The sequence below is a fragment of the Modicisalibacter coralii genome (genome assembly GCF_004117855.1).
GTDB lineage: Bacteria > Pseudomonadota > Gammaproteobacteria > Pseudomonadales > Halomonadaceae > Modicisalibacter > Modicisalibacter coralii.
The window spans coordinates 263,210-281,238 of record NZ_QWBW01000007.1 but is presented as its reverse complement, the minus strand read 5'-3'; the positions used below and the strand labels follow the sequence as shown (position 1 = coordinate 281,238).

Below are 18,029 nucleotides of genomic sequence, written 5' to 3'. Positions count from 1 at the left end.
GAACATGCGGCAGAGATGTTTGGCTTAGGAAATGCTGAATAAATCGACGAGCGAGATAATGCCTCCCCGACGCCGGCGTCGTGCCGGCGTTCTTTCGGGTGGGGAGAGGTTTTCGAATCGGCGGCGTGAGTGGTGACAGCTCACGACCGCGTGGTGGCGAGTGTCAGGCCCGGGCGGCGGCCAGTGCCTGATCCAGGTCGGCAATCAGGTCGTCGACATGCTCGATGCCGATCGACAGGCGCACCATGTCGGGGGTGACGCCGGCCGCAGCGAGCTCCTCGTCGTTGAGCTGGCGATGCGTCGTCGCCGCCGGGATCGCCGCACAGGTCTTGGCATCGCCGATGTTGACCAGGCGCAGTACCAGCTGCAGGGCGTCGTAGAAGCGTGCGCTCGCCTCGCGGCCGCCCTGGACACCGAAGCTCAGGATGCCGGACGCCCGACCGTCCATGTAGCGCTCGGCCAGGGCATGGTCCTTGTGGCTGGCGAGTCCGGCGTACTGCACCCAGGTGACCTGCGGGTGGCCTTCCAGGTAGGTCGCGATCCGCTGGGTGTTGTCGCAGACGCGTTCGATGCGCAGCCCCAGGGTCTCCAGCCCCTGCAGCAGGTTCCAGGCGGCCTGGGCCGAGAGGGCGGCCCCCATGTTGCGCAGTGGCACCACCCGGGCCCGCGTGATGAAGGCGGCGTCGCCGACGTCCCGGGTGTAACTGATGCCGTGGTAGGAGGCATCGGGGTCGTTGAGCAGCGCGAAACGCCGGGCCTGATCGGCCCAGGGGAACCGGCCGGAATCGACGATGACGCCGCCGACGGTCGTGCCGTGCCCGCCGATGTACTTGGTGGCGGAGTGGACGACGATATCCGCGCCATGTTCGATGGGACGCCACAGGAAGGGGGTCGCCACGGTATTGTCGACGATCAGCGGAACGCCGTGACGGTGTGCCACGTCGGCCAGCGCGGCGATGTCCACGAGGCTGCCCGACGGGTTGCCGATGCTCTCGCAGAACACCGCCTTGGTACGTTCGTCGATCATCGCCTCGATATCGGCGAGGGCATCCTTGTGGGCGAAGCGTACCTCGATGCCCTGGCGGGGCAGGGTGTGGGCGAAAAGGTTGTAGGTCCCGCCGTAGAGTTCGCTGATCGAGACGATGTTGTCGCCCGCCTCGGCGATGGTCTGGATCGCGGAGGTGATGGCCGCCATGCCCGAGGCGACCGCCAGGCCGGCGATACCGCCCTCGAGAGCGGCGACGCGTTGTTCCAGTACTGCGCAGGTGGGGTTCATGATCCGCGAGTAGATATTGCCTTCCACCTGCAGGTCGAAAAGGTCGGCGGCATGCTGGGCGTTGTCGAAGGCGAAGGACGTGCTCTGGTGGATGGGCACGGCGACGGCATGCTGGTTGTCGGGGGCATAGCCGTGGTGGAGGGCGAGGGTTTCGGGCTTCATGGCGTGTCCTGTGCGGGCGGGTTGGTGCTTGTTGTCCAGGGCCATTATAGGGCCAGAGACCCGGGGGCCCGAAAGGACATCCCTGCCGGTTGCGTGATTCCGGTCGCGTGGGCGGGGCGGTCGTGCCGGCATTAATGTTGAACATATAATCCGTTTGTTCAACATACGCGAAGGTCCCGGTAGAGTACGCTGGCGAAAGGGCGAGACCTGTTTTCGACAACCGACCATCGAGAGAAAAGCGTCAGACCATGAGCGATCACAAGATGACTCCCGACCAGCTGCGCTCACGCTGGTGGTTCGACAATCCCGATCATCCCGGCACCACGGCGCTGTGCATCGAGCGCTACATGAATTACGGCCTCACGCTCGACGAGCTGAAGAGCGGCAAGCCGATCATCGGCATCGCCCAGTCCGGTTCCGACCTGACGCCCTGCAACCGCCACCACGTCGAGCTGGTCAAGCGGGTCAAGGATGGCATTCGCGCCGCCGGTGGGGTGCCCTTCGAGTTCCCGCTGCATCCGATCCACGAGAACGTACGCCGGCCGACCGCGGCGCTGGATCGCAACCTGGCCTATCTGGGCCTGGTCGAGGTACTGCATGGCTATCCCCTCGATGGCGTGGTGCTGACCACCGGCTGCGACAAGACCACCCCGGCGTGTCTGATGGCCGCGGCGACCGTCAACATCCCGGCGATCGTGCTCTCCGGCGGGCCGATGCTCAACGGCTGGCGGGGCAGCGAGCGCGTGGGTTCCGGCACCATCATCTGGGAACTGCGCAAGCGTCTTGCCGCCGGCGATATCGGCTACGCGGAGTTTCTCGACCGGGCCACCGATTCGGCGCCGTCGATCGGGCACTGCAACACCATGGGTACCGCCTCGACGATGAACTCGATGGCCGAGGCGCTGGGCATGAGCCTGCCGGGCTCGGCGATGATTCCCGCGCCCTACAAGGAGCGGGCGATGGTCGCCTACCAGACCGGCGAGCGCATCGTCGACATGGTCTGGGAGGATCTGCGCCCGCTGGACATCCTGACCCGCGAGGCCTTCGAGAATGCCATCGTGGTCTGTTCGGCGCTGGGCGGCTCCTCGAACGCGCCGATCCACGTCAATGCCATCGCCCGTCACGCCGGTATCGAACTCGACAACGACGACTGGCAGCGCCTGGGTCACCAGATCCCGCTGCTGGCCAACGTGATGCCGGCCGGCATCTACCTCTCCGAGGAGTTTCATCGGGCCGGCGGCGTGCCCGCGGTTCTCAGCGAACTGCTCAAGGCGAAGCGCCTGCACGGCGACGTGATGACCGCCAACGGGCGAACGCTCGCGGCCAACGTCGGCGACTGCGAGACCCGGGACGACGACGTCATCCGTCGCTATGACAATCCGCTGGTCGAGCACGCCGGCTTCATCAACCTCAAGGGCAACCTGTTCGACTCGGCGCTGATGAAGACCAGCGTGATCGCCGACGACTTTCGCCGACGTTTCCTGAGCCGGCCCGAGGATCCCGGCGCCTTCGAAGGGCGAGTCGTCGTATTCGACGGCTCGGAGGATTATCACGCGCGCATCGACGACCCCGCCCTGGCGATCGACGAGAACACCATTCTGGTGATGCGCGGCGCCGGGCCGGTGGGTCACCCCGGCGGTGCCGAGGTGGTCAATATGCAGCCGCCGGAGGCGCTGATCCGTCAGGGCGTGGAGTCGCTGCCGTGCCTGGGCGACGGGCGCCAGTCGGGCACCTCGGGCTCGCCGTCGATCCTCAACGCCTCGCCGGAGGCAGCCGTTGGCGGTGGCCTGGCGCTGCTCGAGAGCGGCGATCGTGTCCGCATCGACCTGGCGCGCGGTGAGGCGAGCCTGCTGATCGACGACGCGGAACTCGCCTCGCGCCGGGAGGCGCTGGCGTCACGCGGCGGCTATATCTATCCGCCGCATCAGACCCCCTGGCAGGAGATCCAGCGCGGCATGGTCGAGCAGCTCGATCGCGGCATGACGCTGGCGCCGGCGACGAAGTATCGCGATGTGGCGCGTCGCTCGCCGCCGCGCGACAACCACTGAGCGGGCGGGGTCGGCGTGGCGGTCACTCCAGTTCCACGCCGCGCCCCAGCGACGTCTCGGGGTCTTCCAGGCCGAGCGCCTTGGCGGTACCGGCGAGTACCCGCTGGGCGGCGCGGAAGGCCTCGCGGGGCTGGCGGGCACGAATGCACTCCATCAACTGGCGGTGACGCTCCAGGCTTGCCGCGGGGTCATCGGTCTCGCTGACGTTGGACATCGACACCAGCAGGTAGATGGAGGGGCGCAGGATGTGCGAGAGCTGCGACCAGACGATGTTGTGGGTGGCCTTGAAGATCGCCGCGTGAAAGGCGACGTCGTAGTCGCTGTGCAGGCGGCGTTCCTCGGGGTTGGTGGCGTTGTGCAGGTTCTGCCCCATGCCCTCGAAGGCTTCCTCGAGCGCCACCAGGTCGCGTGCCGTGGCGCGCTTGGCGGCGGTCATCGCGACGTAGGGCTCGACGTCGAGCCGGAAGGTGAGAATCTCGCGCTGGACGCGGGGATTGGGCGCCGCGTAGCGGGTCATCCACTCGGTCACCTGCGGGTCGAGAATGTTCCACTCGGTGTAGTCGCGCACCTTGGAGCCATGCCCCGAGATGCGCTCGATGATGCCCACGTCGACCAGCTGACGCAGGTCGCTGCGCACCGCGGAACGGTTGATCGCGTAGTGCTCGCACAGGGCGAGCTCCTTGGGTACGAAATCGCCCGGCTGGTAGTCGCCGGAGAAGATCGCCTCGGCCAGCGCCTCGGCGACGCTGGGCCTCGACGCTGACTTGCGTTGCTGTCCCTTCACGGATGTGATTCCAAGACGGTTTCGATCAACGCTGCCATATGTTCAACATTTGGGCAACGTGACCAACGGTTAACAAGGGCGATGGGCGTGAAAGCCTGGATCAATCGCCGGCAAGGCGATCGCCGAGCCGGGCCATGAAGGCCGCCCCGGCTTCCAGTTGGGTCTTGTCCAGGTACTCGTCGGGCTGGTGGGCCTGGGCGATGCTGCCCGGGCCGCAGATCACCGTCGGCAGACCCGCGCGCTGGAACTGGCCGGCTTCGGTGGCGTAGGCGACGGCCTCCCTGTCGCGCTCGCCGAGCAGGTCGCGACACAGCGAGAGGGCCGCGGCGTTGTCGCGATCGGCCAGCCCCGGCACGGTATCGGTCAGGTTCTCGGTACGGATGGCGACCTGCGGCGCGCGCTGGCGCAACTCGCCCTCGAGGGACTCGGCGTACTCGGTGAAACGCGCGTAGACCGACTCGAAGCCGTCCTGGGGCAGGTGGCGGATCTCCCAGTCGAACTGGCATTCGCGCGCCATGATGTTGATCGCCGTGCCGCCGGCGATCTTGCCCACGTGAAGGCTGGAGTGGGCGACGTTGAAGGCCTCGTCGACCCGGCCGGCCTCACGCAGCTCGGCCATGATGTCCTCGATCCGGGCCACCAGCCGGGCGGCGACGTGGACCGCCGAGACGCCCTGGTTGACCTGGCTGGAATGTGCCTCCAGTCCGGTCACGGTGGTCCGCAGGTTGGTGATGCCCTTCTGGGCGACCACCGGGGCCATCAGTGTCGGTTCGCCGACGATCACCGCGGCGGGGCGGGGCTCGTCGGCCACCAGCGACTCGATCAGCCGTGGCGCGCCCACGCAGCCCACTTCCTCGTCGTAGGAGAGTGCCAGATAGATGGGGCGTGTCAGCGACTGTTCCAGCCAGCGCGGGACCTGGGCCAGCGCGCAGGCGATGAAGCCCTTCATGTCGCAGCTGCCGCGGCCGTAGAGGCGGCCGTCGCCCTTGTCGGTGAGCGAGAACGGATCGCTCGACCAGGGCTGGCCGTCCACCGGTACCACGTCGGTGTGGCCGGAGAGCACCACGCCGCCCTCGACCTCGGGGCCGATGCGCGCGAGCAGGTTGGCCTTCTTGCCATCATCGCTCTCGATGCGGCGGCAGGGCACCGCCAGATCGTCGAGATAGCCCTCGACGAAACGGATCAGGTCGAGGTTGGAATCGCGGGACACCGTGGGGTGCCCGACCAGGGTTTCGAGTAGCTGCTGAGCGGACTGCATGAGGGCTCCGGGGGATCGTTTGCCACAGCCTAGCATGGCCCCGCGCGCCCCCGGCAGGGCTTTTGACGGAAAAGCGCTCATGAGCCATCTTGAGAACGTTTGCCAACTCATGATTCGTTTTCGCGCTTGATTCATTGTCGATAGGAGTTTCCGATGAGCCGTATCCTGATCGTTTACTATTCCAGCTATGGGCATGTCGAGACCCTGGCCAATGCCGTGGCCGAGGGCGCGCGCGGCGTTGCCGGGACACAGGTCGACATCCGCCGCGTCGCCGAACTGGTGCCCGACGAGGTGGCCGTGCAGTCCGGCTACAAGCGGGATCAGGCGGCGCCGTTGATCGAGGATCCCAACGAACTGGCCGACTACGATGCGATCATCATCGGCACGCCCACTCGCTACGGCAACATGACCTCGCAGATGCGCAACTTCTGGGACCAGACCGGCGGACTCTGGGCCCAGGGCAAGCTGATCGGCAAGGTGGGCAGCGCCTTCACCTCGACCGCCAGCCAGCACGGCGGCCAGGAGACCACGCTGACCTCGATCCATACCATGCTCTTCCATCTGGGCATGGTGGTGGTCGGTGTTCCGTATTCCTGCCAGGCGTTGACCGAGATGGGCGAGGTGACCGGGGGCACGCCCTATGGTGCCACGACCGTCGTCGGCCCCGACGGCAGCCGCCAGCCCAGCGAGAACGAACTGACCATCGCGCGCTTCCAGGGTGAACATGTCGCCAGGACCACCGCCAAGCTCGCCGGCTGATCGCCTCTCCTGATAACGCTCGTCTCGCTCGGGCGAGGGCCACAGGGCCCTCGCCCGATTTCGTTAACGCGGTTTTTTGTCGAGCCATCGAACAGGCTTCTCGTCGACCGTTAAAAATGTAGATATTTTTTATTTATGTCGATAATATTTCAGGCACGATGGCGAGCGTCATCCCCTGCAACCCGCTTCCCGCGAGGCCGACATGAGTGGATTCCAGTGGCACGATCCGCTGCTCTTCGAACAGCAGCTCAGCGACGACGAACGACAGATTCAGGACATGGCACGCGCCTACTGCCAGGAGACATTGCAGCCGCGGGTGCGCGAGGCCTTCGAGCAGGAGCGCTTCGACCGCGAGATTCTGCGCGAGATGGGCGAGCTGGGGCTGCTCGGGGCGACCGTCGCGGAAACCTACGGCGGGGCCGGGGTCGGTCATGTCGCCTATGGACTGATCGCCCGCGAAGTCGAGCGGGTCGACTCCGGCTACCGCTCGGCGATGAGCGTGCAATCCTCGCTGGTGATGTATCCCATCGAGACCTACGGCAGCGAGTCGCAGAAGCAACGTTACCTGCCCGGGCTGGCCAGCGGCGAGCTGGTGGGCTGCTTCGGCCTCACCGAGCCCAACGCCGGTTCCGACCCCGGCAGCCTGCAGACCCGGGCGCGCCGGGTCGACGGCGGCTACCGGCTGAGCGGGCAGAAGATGTGGATCACCAACAGCCCGATCGCTGACATCGCCATCGTCTGGGCGCGCTCGGATGCCCACGAGGGCAAGATCAAGGGTTTCATCGTCGAGCGCGGCGCCGAGGGCTTCTCGACGCCGACCATCCACGGCAAGCTCTCGCTGCGCGCCTCGGTGACCGGCGAGATCGTCCTCGACGACGTCTTCGTCCCCGACGAGGCGCTGCTGCCCGATGCCAGCGGCCTGGGCGGGCCCTTCGGCTGTCTCAACAAGGCCCGCTTCGGCATCGCCTGGGGCACCATGGGTGCCGCCGAGTTCTGCTGGCATGCCGCGCGCCGCTATACCCTGGAACGCCAGCAGTTCGGGCGTCCGCTGGCGGCGACCCAACTGGTGCAGGTCAAGCTGGCCGACATGCAGACCGAGATTGCCCTGGGGCTCGAGGCCTGCTTGCGCGTCGGCCGGCTGCTCGACACCGGCCAGGCGACGCCGGAGATGATCTCGCTGATCAAGCGCAATCATTGCGGCAAGGCGCTGGCGATCGCCCGCCAGGCCCGCGACATGCATGGCGGCAACGGTATCTCGCTGGAATACGACGTGATTCGCCACATGGTCAACCTGGAGACGGTCAACACCTACGAGGGGACCCACGACGTGCACGCGCTGATCCTGGGACGTGCCCAGACCGGCATCCAGGCCTTTGCCTGAGGCCGCCATGACCGTTTGCGATGAGACCCTGCGCAAGCCGCTCGCCGGTATCCGCGTGCTCGATCTGTCGCGGGTGCTGGCCGGTCCCTGGTGTACCCAGCAGCTCGCCGACCTGGGGGCCGAGGTGATCAAGATCGAGCGCCCCGGGCGCGGTGACGACACCCGCGGCTGGGGGCCGCCCTGGCTCGACGGCACCACCGAGTCGGCATACTTTCTCAGTGCCAATCGCGGCAAGCGCTCGGTGACCATCGACCTCGCCCGGCCCGAGGGGCAGGCGCTGGTTCGCCGGCTGGCCGCCGACAGCGACGTGCTGATCGAGAACTTCAAGGTCGGCGGGCTGGCCGCCTACGGCCTGGACGCGGCCAGCCTGTGCGAGGCCAACCCGCGTCTGGTCTACTGCTCGATCACCGGCTTCGGCCAGGACGGCCCCTATGCCTCGCGGGCCGGCTACGACTTCCTGATCCAGGGCATGGGCGGGCTGATGAGCGTGACCGGTCAGCCCGACGGCGAGCCGACCAAGGTGGGGGTGGCGTTCGTCGACATCTTCACCGGGCTGTACGCCGCCAACGCTATTCTCGCCGCCCTGCACCGCCGCGAGACCACCGGGCGGGGCGGTCACATCGACATGGCGCTGCTCGACGTGCAGGTCGGGGTACTGGCCAACCAGGCGCTCAACTACCTGACCAGCGGCCGCAATCCCGAGCGGCTGGGCAATGCGCATCCCAACATCGTGCCCTATCAGGCGTTCGCCACCGCCGACGGCCATCTGATCCTGGCGGTGGGCAACGACGACCAGTTCCGACGCCTGTGCGAGGTATTGGGCATGCCGGGGCTGGCCGACGATGCACGCTTTGCCACCAACGCCGCTCACGTCGCCCATCGCGAGACACTGGTCCCCTTGCTCGACGCCCGGCTGCGCGGGGCGAAAAGCGTCGAGTGGCTGGCGGCCATGGAAGCGGCGGGGGTGCCCTGCGGGCCGATCAACCGGCTCGACGCGGTATTCGACGACCCGCAGGTGCGTCATCGCGGGCTACGCATCGAGCGATGTCACGCGGCCGGCGAGCCCATGTCGCTGGTGGGCAACCCGATTCGGCTCGACGGCCAGCGGCTGAACGCCGAGCGGGCCCCGCCGCGGCTAGGCGAACATACCGATGCGGTGCTCGCCGAACGCCTCGGCCTCGATCCCGCCGCGCTGGCGGCGTTGCACGAGAGTGGGGTGCTCGGCCGACCCGACGACGCCTAGATGAGTGCGCGCGCTTCCAGCTCCTGCCGGATGATCGGCACCGGCGTCATCAGGTGGTCGCGCATCATCGCCCGCGCCCGGGGGGTGTCGCGGGCCAGGATCGCCTCGACCAGGGCGGCATGCTCGCGGCGCTTGGCGTCCAGGGCGTCGTCGGAGAACACCGTGCGACACAGCCACAGGTGGCGATAACGCTCGGCCTGGTCGAATAACGCGGCGCGAGCCTGAAGCAGGTGCGGCGAGCGGCAGCCCGCGGCGATAGCGGTGTGGAAGGCCTGATGGCGGGCGTCCCAGACGTCGAGCATCTCCTCGGCGCTGTTGACCTCCATCACCTTGGCCAGGGTGTGCGCCCTGGCCAGGATCTGTGCCTCCCAGTCGTCGTCGCCGCGGGCGATGGCCAGCTCCAGCACCAGCCCTTCCAGTTCGGCGCGGGCATCGTAGACATCCTCGAGCTCTTGCAGCGACATCCCCGCGACCCGGTAGCCGCGCTGGCTGACCGCGGTGACCAGCCGTTCGCCGATCAATTGCGAGAGTGCCTCGCGCAGCGGCCCCACGCCCAGTTCATAGCGCGCCTTCAGGCGGCTCATCAGCAGCTTCTCGCCAGGGGCGAAGACGCCGCGAATGATGTCGCGCTTGAGACGCTGGTGGGCGCTGATGGCGAGATTGGGGCGCGGCACGTCGCGGGTCATGGGCGGCTTCCTGGCGAATGTGACGCGATGATACCCAACCCCGCCGCCGGACGGGACCTGCCGATATCAGCGCGACTGGCGATTGTTGCGGTGATTGACGTCGTGCCCGGTGTCTCAGTAGTGGTAGCGTAACTGAGCGATGAAGAGATGTGCCTCCGCGACCTTGTAGACGAGACGGTGTTCCTCATCGATGCGCCGTGACCAGTAGCCCGCGAGACCATGCTTCAGGGGTTCCGGCTTGCCGATACCCTCGAAGGGCGCTCGCTGGATCGCCTTGATCAACTGATTGATCCGGCGGAGTGTCTTCCTGTCGGTTCGTTGCCAATAGAGGTACTCCTCCCAGGCATGCTCGGAGAAGGTGAGCTTCATTCCTCGATGAGCTCCCGCTCGCGACCATCGCCATTCTCCAATTGCGCGATGGACTCGAGCAGGCGTCGGGCGTTCTTCGGCGAGCGCAACAGGTAGGCGGTTTCCTGCAAGGCTTCATAGTCTTCCAGCGACATCATGACCACCGACGGCGCCTTGCTGCGTGTGATGGTGATGGGGGTGTGGTCGTCGCAAACCTGCTGCATGGTCTTCGCCAGATGGCTGCGTGCCGCCGTATAGCTGATGGCATCCATCGGATATTTCCTGTACGGGATGTTGTCCTGTACAGAATAGCGTTCAACAGAGCGCGCGGCAATGGCGAGGCCGAGTCACTCGCTCACCAACCGCGCCCGGCTGGTACCGTTGCCCTCCGGTTCGATGCGGATCTGTACCGGAATGCGTTCGTGCATCTCGGGGACGTGGGAGATCACACCGACACGGCGGCCCAGGGCCTGGAGACCGTCCAGGGCATCCATGGCCAGCGCCAGCGACTCGGGGTCGAGGCTGCCGAAGCCTTCGTCGATGAACAGCGACTCGATGGCCAGCTCGCCGGAGGCCATCGAGGCCAGGCCCAGCGCCAGCGCCAGCGAGACGAGGAAGGTCTCGCCGCCGGAGAGCGAGTGCACCGAGCGGCGCTCGTCGGCCATGTCGCGGTCGATCACCAGCAGACCGAGTTCGCTGCCGCCGCGTACCAGCCGGTAGCGGCGGCTGAGCCCGGCGAGATGGACGTTGGCGTGCTCGAGCAGCTGTTCCAGGTTGTAGGCCTGGGCGATACGCCGGAAGGCCTTGCCGTCGGCGGAACCTATCAGCTCGCTGATCCGGCCCCAGCGGCGGAATTCGCTGCGTGCCGCTGCCAATTCGGCCTGGGCGTCCTGGTGGCGCTGACGTCGCCGGTCGTCGTCGCGCAGGGCATGCACGGCCTCGTCGCGCTGCTGCTGAGCGGCGTCCAGGCGCGGGGCCAGGGCCTCGCGTTCATGGTCGAGCGCTTCGCGGCGCCGGACGATCTCGGCCTCGGCGGATTCGTCGAGCAGGGCAGCGTCGTCTGCCGCCCCGTCGAGGAGCTGCTGATCGCGGCGATGATCGAGCAGTGCCTGACGACGCTCGGCCAGGCTGGCGGCGGCCTGCTGGCGGTCATGATCGGCGTCTTCCAGTTGCTGGCGCTGGCGCTCTGCCGCGTCGTCGGCCTGGGCCAGCAGGCGGGCGAGCCGGGCTTCGTCCAGCGCGGCATGCGTGCGCCGCCACTCGGCCAGCTCGGCGTTCAGGGTGTCGCGCTCATGGGTCAGCGTCGCCAGGCGCTCGGCCTCGTGGGCCGCCTGCTGGGCGAGCCGCTGGTGCTCGCGCTGCGTCTCGTGCCGGTGTGTCTGGGCCGCCTCCCGGGCCTGTCTGGCGTTCTCCTGACGGGCATCGAGATGCTGCTGCCAGGCGTCCGGCGAGGCATGCTCGCCGAGTCTCGCGGCGAGGGCGCGGGCGCGATCGTCGCGCCGCTGACGAAGCGGCGGCAGTTGCTCGGCGAGTGCCTGCAGCTCCGTGTCGAGCCCCTCGCGGCGCGTCTCGAAACGTGCCAGCCGCGTGGCGTCTTCCTGCAGGGCCTGGCGTAGTGGTTCGATGCGCGCCTCGGCCTGATTCAGCTTGCCTAGTATCGTGTCGTGATGCGCGTGATCGGCCTTGGCGCGCTCGCTCTGCTCGGCCAGCCAGGTGTCGCGCTGGTCCTCTTCGAGCGTCGCGAGTTCGCCATGCAGCGGGTGCCGTGCGAGGGCGTCGCGGGCCTCCCGACATTGCCGTTCGGCGCTCTGAAGCTCCTGACGCGCCTGCTTGAGCGAGGCGTCGAGGGCACTGTACTCGCCGAACAGGCGGTCGCGTGCCTGCTTGGCCTGGGTCAGGGCCTCGTCGACTTCCTGGCGTTGGCGTTCCTCTTCGCGCTGCTGCGCTGCCAGCTGTTCCGCCTCCGGCGATGCCGGTGGATGGTGCCGCCAGGGATGCTCGAGCCCGCCGCAGACCGGGCACGGGGCGTCCTCGACAAGCGTCTCGCGCAGCGCGACGACACCGTCGCTGCGCGCCGCCCGGCTGCGCTCGATCATGCCGGTCACGGTGTCGTGGCGGGCCTGGGCGTCATCGAGCCGGCGTCGGGCCTGCCGGCCCTGCTCCAGCAGCCGGGCCAGCCGGGGTTCGTCCGCCTGGACCCGCTCGAACAGTCGCTGATGGTGGGTCAGGGCGCGCTGGTACTCCCGCCAGTGACTGGCGAGCTCCTCGAGGGCCAGCTGGCGCTGATGAGCCCGTTCGAGCGCACTGCGGTGGGCCTGGCGGGCGGTCTCGAGGTCGTCGTGCTCGCCCAGCAGTTGCTGCAACGTCGCCTGCCAGTCGGCGTGCTGCTGGCGGCGTTGACGATGTTCCGTCCGAGCCTTCTGATGATCGGTCTCCAGGTGGTCGCGCTGGGCCTGCCGCTCGGCCTGGGTCTTTTCCAGCTGTGCCAGCTGATGGTTGAGATTGGCCAGGTCCATGGCCAGCTCCCGAGCCTCGCGCAGCGCGGGCTCGGCCGTGCGGCGTGCCTCGGCGGCTTGCGCCAGTGTCCGCTCGGCGGCCTCGAAGGCGCGTCCAGCCTGGTCCCGGGCGCTCTCCGCGTCGGCCAGTGCCCCTTGGGTCTGCTGGTGAGCGGCTTTCAGGGCGTCGAGTTCGCCGGGCAGTTCGGCCTGACGCGTCAGACGATGCCGCTGGGGCAGAATCACCCGCCGCCACGCCTGATCCTCCCGCACGGGCGCCAGTGACTGCCAGCGGTCCTCGGCCGCCTGCTGGCGGCGCCGACCCGCGGTGACGGCGTCACGCAGCCGTTCATCGCTGGCGTGCCACTGCTCGCGCGCTTCCAGCCCCCTGGCGTCGCGCTGCACGGCATCGAAGGCGTCCTGGGCGGCGCGGGCCCGTCGTTCGAGGTCGGCGCGGCCCGCCGGCTCGGCGGGCAGGTCGTCGGCGAGTCGGGTCTCCAGGGCCTCGACCCGCTTCTTCGCCTCGCTGGCGCGACGAAAGGCGGCCATCGAGATCGCCGAATACTCGGCGGTGCCGGTGAGTCGCTCCAGCAGATCGCTGCGGGCGTTGTCGTCGGCCTGCAGGAAGGCGGCGAACTCGCTCTGGGCGAGCAGCACGGCGCGGGTGAACTGCTCGAAGGTCAGCCCCAGACGCTCGGGCAGCAGGCGATCGAACTCGCGTTTCTGGGCGGTCAACAGGCGGTCGTTGTCGAGATCGCGCAGCGACTGTTCGACGGCCTGCAGGCGGCCGTCGGCCTTGTCGCGGGCCCGGCGCACCGCCCAGCGGGCGCGATAGCGGCGGCCGTCGCGACCCACGAAGTCGACCTCGGCATGGCCGCTGGCGGTACCCCGGCGCAGCAGGGTGCGCGGATCGCTGGTGGTCAGCGCGGTGCCCGCGGCATCGTCGAGCTGGCTGTCGCGCTGGGGGGCCAGGCGCAGGCGCGGTGTATTGCCGTAGAGCGCCAGGCACAGCGCGTCGAGCAGGGTGCTCTTGCCGGCGCCGGTGGGGCCGGTGATGGCGAACAGGCCGGCATCGGCGAGGGGCGGGCTCGCGAAGTCGAGTTCCAGCGGACCGGGCAGCGAGGCGAGGTTGGCCAGACGCAGGGCGAGAATTCTCATCGGTCCAGTTCCCCGGCGTCCTGCTGTCCGTCGAGCACGTCCTGGCAGAGCCGGTCGAAGTCGGCCAGCACCGTATCGTCGGGTGGCGCGTCCCAGCGTGCCTGCCAGGTGCGTTCGAAGAGCTTGCGCGGGCCGAGCGTCTCGAGATCGACCCGTGCCGGAGCCGTTTCGTGCTCGGTCTGGGGCAGGCGCCGCGTGAGTCGCAGCAGGCGCAGCGCCTTGCCGGCCAGCGCCGCCTCGATGCGGGCGCGCAGATCGGGGGCCGGCGCGTCGAGCTCGACGCGTACCTCCAGCCAGGGCCAGCGCTCGCGCGGCAGGTCGGGGTCGTCGTCCAGGCTTTCCAGCTCGTCCAGCACCTGCGCCAGAGGCGCGGGGCCGATCCGCTGCATGGCCACCGGGCGCGGCACGCCGAGGGTTTCGAGATCGACCAGGCGTTCGCCGTCGAGGGTGACCTCGACCACCTGATGCGGGTAGTCGACCTCGCTGAAATCCAGCGGCAAGGGGCTGCCGCTGTAGCGGATGCGCGCCTCGCCGACCTGCTGGGCGCGGTGCAGGTGACCCAGCGCCACGTAGGCGATGTCCTCGGGAAACAGCGCCGCCGGGATCGATTCCTCGCCGCCGATGACGATCGGCCGCTCGCTGGCCTCCGAGACCGCCGCGCCGCGCAGGTGGGCGTGACTCATGGCGACCAGTGCCTGGCCGTTGGCGCGGCGCGCGCGGGCCGCATCGATCAGTGCCGCGTGGACGCGGCTGATGCCGCCGACGTAGTCGTCGACCGGGGCGTCATCGTCGCCGCGCCGCCCGGTGACCTCGGCGGGACGCAAAAAGGGCAGCGCCAGGCACCAGGCGCGGGTCTCGCCGCTGGCGTCGGTGAGCGGTACCAGCAGCCGCTCGGCGTCGAGCCGCCCATCGTCGAGCCAGTGAACCCGGCCCAGCGCGTGGGTGCGCAGGCGGGCCAGCAGCGGAGCGGGCAGTTCGATGCGGTTGCCGCTGTCGTGGTTGCCGGCGATCAGCACCATGTCCAGCGTCGGCAGGCGCTCGTGGGCGGCAACGATGAAGTCGTAGAGCAGGGCCTGGGCGCGCAGCGACGGGTTGACCACGTCGAAGACGTCGCCGGCGATCAGCAGCGCGTCGGGCCGCCGGGTCTCCAGCGTCTCCAGCAGCCAGTCGAGAAAGGCCCGTTGTTCGGCATGGCGTTCCTGGCCATGAAAGGTCTGGCCGAGGTGCCAGTCGGCGGTATGCAGCAGTTTCACGTCGGGGTATCCGCGCAACGATGATCGGTCGGCGCCTCAGTGTACCGGCTCTGCCGGCCGGGTCCATGATGGCATCCGGGCGGGGCTCCGGCAGACAGGGAAAAGCATCTCAGGGGCGTTCCGGAATGGCGTGACGGGCATGCTAGGCTGGGGGCACGTTCGACAAAAGGATGTTGTCTCGATGCCCGAATCGTTGCATGAAGAGCCGTTTCACGAAGGGCGCGTTCAGAACGCGGCCCTGCATGACTGGACCCTGTCCCCGGAGCGCGCCATCGCTCTGCAGCAAGAACTCGCGCCGCGTCTCGAGCGCCAAGACCGGATCGGTGAGGTCGCGTGGATCGCCGGCGTCGACATCGGTTTCGAGGACGAGGGGTCGACCACCCGAGCGGCGGTGGTATTGCTGCACTGGCCCGACCTGACACCGGTCGAGGAGCTCGTCCACCGCGAGCCGACGCGCATGCCCTACATTCCCGGCCTGCTGTCGTTTCGCGAGATACCGGCGGCGCTGGGGGCCTTCGACAAGCTCTCGCGGCGTCCCGATCTGGTGATGGTCGACGGCCAGGGTATCGCCCATCCCCGACGCCTGGGGATCGCCGCGCATCTCGGGCTATGGCTCGACCTGCCCACCCTGGGTGTGGCCAAGAAGCGCCTGTGCGGGCGTCATGGCGAGGTGCCCGAGGCTCGCGGCGAATGGACGCCACTGACCGATCGCCGCCGCGCCGAGGACCCGGCGGACGTGGCCACCGATGCCGACGGCCGGGTGGTCATCGGGGCCATGTTGCGCTCGCGTCTGGGCGTCAAGCCGGTGATCGTCTCCCCCGGCCATCGTTTGAGCCTGGCCACCGCGCTGGACTGGACGATCGCCTGCCTGGGACGCACCAAGCTGCCCGAGCCGACGCGGTTGGCGGATCGGCTGGCCTCCCGGCGGGGAAAGGCGTTTCGCGACCCCGAGGGCCCCGCGTTGTTGTAGGGCACGCTGCAGACGCCGCCATACGGCTCAGATGATATCGAGGGGTTCCTTGCGCGCGGGCGGCGGGAAGGCCGCGTCCAGCCGGGCGAGGGCCTCGGCGTCGAGGCGCAGCGTCAGCGCCTCGGCGTTGGCGCGCACGTGCGCGGGCTGTACCGCCTTGGGAATGGCGATCACGTCGCGGGCGTCGCCGTCGTGACGGTCGGCCGCCGGGCGGATCGCCCAGGCCAGCAGCACCTGGGTGGGCGTGACGCCGTAGTCGGCGGCGATCGCCGTCACCGCCGGGTTCGCGAGCAGCGAGTCCCGCAGCCGCCCGCCCTGGGCCAGCGGCGAGTAGGCCATGGTCGGCAGGCCGCGCTCGCGCTGCCGGGGCAGCAGGCTGTGCTCGATGCCCCGCGAGCCGAGATGGTAGAGCACCTGGTTCACCGTGCAGTCGCGACCGCCGGGAAGCCGCCAGAGCGATTCGAGGTCGTCGACGTCGAAGTTGGAGACGCCGAAACGGCGGATCTTGCCCTGGTCGCGAAGGCGCTCGAAGGCTTCCAGGGTCTCGTCGAGGGGGATGCTGCCCGGCCAGTGCAGCAGGTAGAGATCCAGGTGGTCGGTACCCAGCCGGGCCAGGCTGCGTTCGCAGGCGGCGATGGCGCTGTCGCGACCGGCGTTCCACGGGTAGACCTTGGAGACCAGGAAGGCGTCGTCGCGGCGCCCGGCGAGCGCCTCGCCGACGACCTCTTCGGCGCCGCCGTCGGCGTACATCTCGGCGGTATCGATCAGTGTCAGCCCGGCGTCGAGCCCCTGCTGCAGGGCGCGGACCTCGGCATCGCGTGGCGCGAGGCCCTCGCCCATGTACCAGGTACCCTGGCCGATCGCCGGCAGGGTGATGGCCGGCGCCGCAGCGGCGGCGGGTAACGTGACGCTAGCGTGGGGCACGAGGACCTCCGGATCGGTCGTGGTAGCCATTGCCATGCATGGTGCTCGACCCCGCCGGCTGCCGCAAGGGCTATACTGGCCCGTCTTCATCAACGAGGTCCGTCATGCCGTCCGCCGATACTGCCGCGATCGCCGCCACCCGCGCCTGGGTCGAGCGCTTCGTCGTCGCCCACCATCTGTGTCCCTTCGCCGCGCCCGAGGTGCGTCGCGAGCGCGTACGCTACGCCACCGTCTCGGCGGAGGCCATCGAACCTGCGCTGCGGACCCTGATCGACGAATGTCGGCGGCTCGACGAGGACCCGGCGATCGAGACCACGCTGCTGATCCTCACCCGCGGGATGGCCTCGTTCGACGACTATCTGGATCTGCTGGCCCTCGCCGAGGCGCTGCTCGAGGCCGAGGGCTACGCCGGCGTCTATCAGCTGGCCAGCTTCCACCCCGACTACCAGTTTGCCCAGGCCGACGCCGATGACCCGGCCAACGCCACCAACCGCTCGCCCTGGCCGATGCTCCACCTGCTGCGTGAGGCCAGCCTGAGTCGGGTCCTCGAGAGCTACCCCGATCCCGGAGCCATCCCCGAACGCAACGTCGCGGCGATGCGGCGGCTGGGGCTGGCGCGGGTGACGGCCGAACGGCTCGCCTGTCTGGAGAGTCCGCTCGGCCACGAAGGCGAGTCGCGGGGTTGAATTGTCCCTTACCGGCCCGAATGCACTACAGTCAGGAAGGCATGATGCTGACCCGGCGGCGGCGAGGCGCCGCGTCGGGCGATCAACCCACGAAAGGAGGCAGTTCATGACGATCAAGAAGCAGGGGTCGGCCCAGTGGCGTGGCAGCCTGAAGAAGGGCAAGGGCACCGTTTCCACCGAGAGTGGCGCGCTCGCGGAGAATCCCTACGGCTTCAACACCCGTTTCGAGGGTCAGCCGGGCACCAATCCGGAAGAGTTGATCGGTGCTGCCCATGCCAGCTGCTACTCCATGGCGCTGTCGATGATCCTCGGCGAGGAGAACCTGGAGCCCGAGAGCATCGATACCCGGGCGACGGTGACCCTGGAGCAGGACGACAGCGGCTTCACCATCTCGGCCATTCACCTGGAAACCGTGGCCAAGATCCCCGACGCCGATCAGGCGACCTTCGAGACCTGCGCCAACAAGGCCAAGGAAGGTTGCCCGGTCTCCAAGCTGTTCAAGGCCGAGATCACCCTGGACGCCAAGCTCGCCAACTGAGCGGAAGCCGTTCGCACGACATCGGAAGCCGGCCCGCGGGTCGGCTTCCTTGCGTCGGGC

Annotated in this window: 16 protein-coding genes; 7 read left to right on the top strand and 9 right to left on the bottom strand. The window is 68.6% G+C overall.

Features of this window, described 5'->3' with window-relative positions:
* Positions 1–163 precede the first annotated feature (163 nt).
* Positions 164–1,438, bottom strand: coding sequence for an O-acetylhomoserine aminocarboxypropyltransferase/cysteine synthase family protein (locus tag D0901_RS03490; RefSeq protein ID WP_129138888.1), 1,275 nt, complete (start codon positions 1,436–1,438; stop codon positions 164–166).
* 248 nt (positions 1,439–1,686) lie between these two features.
* Between D0901_RS03490 and D0901_RS03485 the strand changes: the two genes are divergently transcribed.
* Entirely contained in the window at positions 1,687–3,486 is a 1,800-nt protein-coding gene (locus tag D0901_RS03485; RefSeq protein ID WP_129138887.1) for an IlvD/Edd family dehydratase, read from the top strand.
* Between the two features lie 22 nt (positions 3,487–3,508).
* Here the strand turns inward: D0901_RS03485 and D0901_RS03480 are convergent, their stop codons facing one another.
* A complete protein-coding gene (locus D0901_RS03480) occupies positions 3,509–4,270 on the bottom strand; it encodes a FadR/GntR family transcriptional regulator (RefSeq protein WP_129138886.1) in 762 nt (253 codons plus the stop codon).
* A 100-nt stretch (positions 4,271–4,370) separates the two neighbouring features.
* A complete protein-coding gene (argE, locus tag D0901_RS03475) occupies positions 4,371–5,528 on the bottom strand; it encodes an acetylornithine deacetylase (RefSeq protein WP_129138885.1) in 1,158 nt (385 codons plus the stop codon).
* Between the two features lie 153 nt (positions 5,529–5,681).
* On the opposite strand from argE, the gene wrbA reads away from it, so the two are divergent.
* The 3 genes from wrbA to D0901_RS03460 all read left to right on the top strand — a co-directional run bounded on the left by wrbA (position 5,682) and on the right by D0901_RS03460 (position 8,911).
* Positions 5,682–6,287: an NAD(P)H:quinone oxidoreductase gene (gene wrbA, locus D0901_RS03470; protein ID WP_129138884.1), complete on the top strand. Its 606-nt coding sequence runs from the start codon at positions 5,682–5,684 to the stop codon at positions 6,285–6,287.
* 202 nt (positions 6,288–6,489) lie between these two features.
* Complete coding sequence (locus tag D0901_RS03465; protein WP_129138883.1) at positions 6,490–7,668, top strand: acyl-CoA dehydrogenase; 1,179 nt, start codon at positions 6,490–6,492, stop codon at positions 7,666–7,668.
* A 7-nt stretch (positions 7,669–7,675) separates the two neighbouring features.
* Positions 7,676–8,911, top strand: a complete 1,236-nt coding sequence (locus D0901_RS03460; RefSeq protein ID WP_129138882.1) for a CaiB/BaiF CoA transferase family protein — start codon at positions 7,676–7,678, stop codon at positions 8,909–8,911.
* Here D0901_RS03460 and csiR read toward each other — a convergent pair.
* The 5 genes from csiR to D0901_RS03435 all read right to left on the bottom strand — a co-directional run bounded on the left by csiR (position 8,908) and on the right by D0901_RS03435 (position 14,851).
* A complete protein-coding gene (gene csiR, locus D0901_RS03455) occupies positions 8,908–9,597 on the bottom strand; it encodes a DNA-binding transcriptional regulator CsiR (RefSeq protein WP_129138881.1) in 690 nt (229 codons plus the stop codon). The genes D0901_RS03460 and csiR overlap by 4 nt on opposite strands.
* Before the next feature lie 114 nt (positions 9,598–9,711).
* Complete coding sequence (locus D0901_RS03450; RefSeq protein ID WP_129138880.1) at positions 9,712–9,966, bottom strand: Txe/YoeB family addiction module toxin; 255 nt, start codon at positions 9,964–9,966, stop codon at positions 9,712–9,714.
* Positions 9,963–10,217 carry a type II toxin-antitoxin system Phd/YefM family antitoxin gene (locus D0901_RS03445; protein WP_129138879.1) on the bottom strand — a complete coding sequence of 85 codons (255 nt, stop codon included), beginning with the start codon at positions 10,215–10,217 and terminating at the stop codon, positions 9,963–9,965. The genes D0901_RS03450 and D0901_RS03445 overlap by 4 nt, the downstream gene beginning before the upstream one ends.
* A gap of 75 nt (positions 10,218–10,292) precedes the next feature.
* Positions 10,293–13,598 carry an AAA family ATPase gene (locus tag D0901_RS03440; protein WP_129138878.1) on the bottom strand — a complete coding sequence of 1,102 codons (3,306 nt, stop codon included), beginning with the start codon at positions 13,596–13,598 and terminating at the stop codon, positions 10,293–10,295.
* Complete coding sequence (locus D0901_RS03435; protein WP_129138877.1) at positions 13,595–14,851, bottom strand: exonuclease SbcCD subunit D; 1,257 nt, start codon at positions 14,849–14,851, stop codon at positions 13,595–13,597. The genes D0901_RS03440 and D0901_RS03435 overlap by 4 nt, the downstream gene beginning before the upstream one ends.
* 181 nt (positions 14,852–15,032) lie before the next feature.
* On the opposite strand from D0901_RS03435, the gene nfi reads away from it, so the two are divergent.
* On the top strand, positions 15,033–15,821 hold the full coding sequence (gene nfi / locus D0901_RS03430; RefSeq protein ID WP_129138876.1) for a deoxyribonuclease V: 789 nt from the start codon (positions 15,033–15,035) through the stop codon (positions 15,819–15,821).
* A gap of 27 nt (positions 15,822–15,848) precedes the next feature.
* Here the strand turns inward: nfi and D0901_RS03425 are convergent, their stop codons facing one another.
* Complete coding sequence (locus tag D0901_RS03425; RefSeq protein ID WP_129138919.1) at positions 15,849–16,775, bottom strand: aldo/keto reductase; 927 nt, start codon at positions 16,773–16,775, stop codon at positions 15,849–15,851.
* A 74-nt stretch (positions 16,776–16,849) separates the two neighbouring features.
* Here D0901_RS03425 and D0901_RS03420 point away from each other — a divergent pair, with 74 nt between their 5' ends.
* Together D0901_RS03420 and D0901_RS03415 are read left to right on the top strand one after the other, a co-directional pair.
* A complete protein-coding gene (locus D0901_RS03420; RefSeq protein ID WP_129138875.1) occupies positions 16,850–17,431 on the top strand; it encodes a DUF1415 domain-containing protein in 582 nt (193 codons plus the stop codon).
* Between the two features lie 106 nt (positions 17,432–17,537).
* Positions 17,538–17,969 carry an OsmC family protein gene (locus D0901_RS03415; protein ID WP_129138874.1) on the top strand — a complete coding sequence of 144 codons (432 nt, stop codon included), beginning with the start codon at positions 17,538–17,540 and terminating at the stop codon, positions 17,967–17,969.
* Positions 17,970–18,029 lie beyond the last annotated feature (60 nt).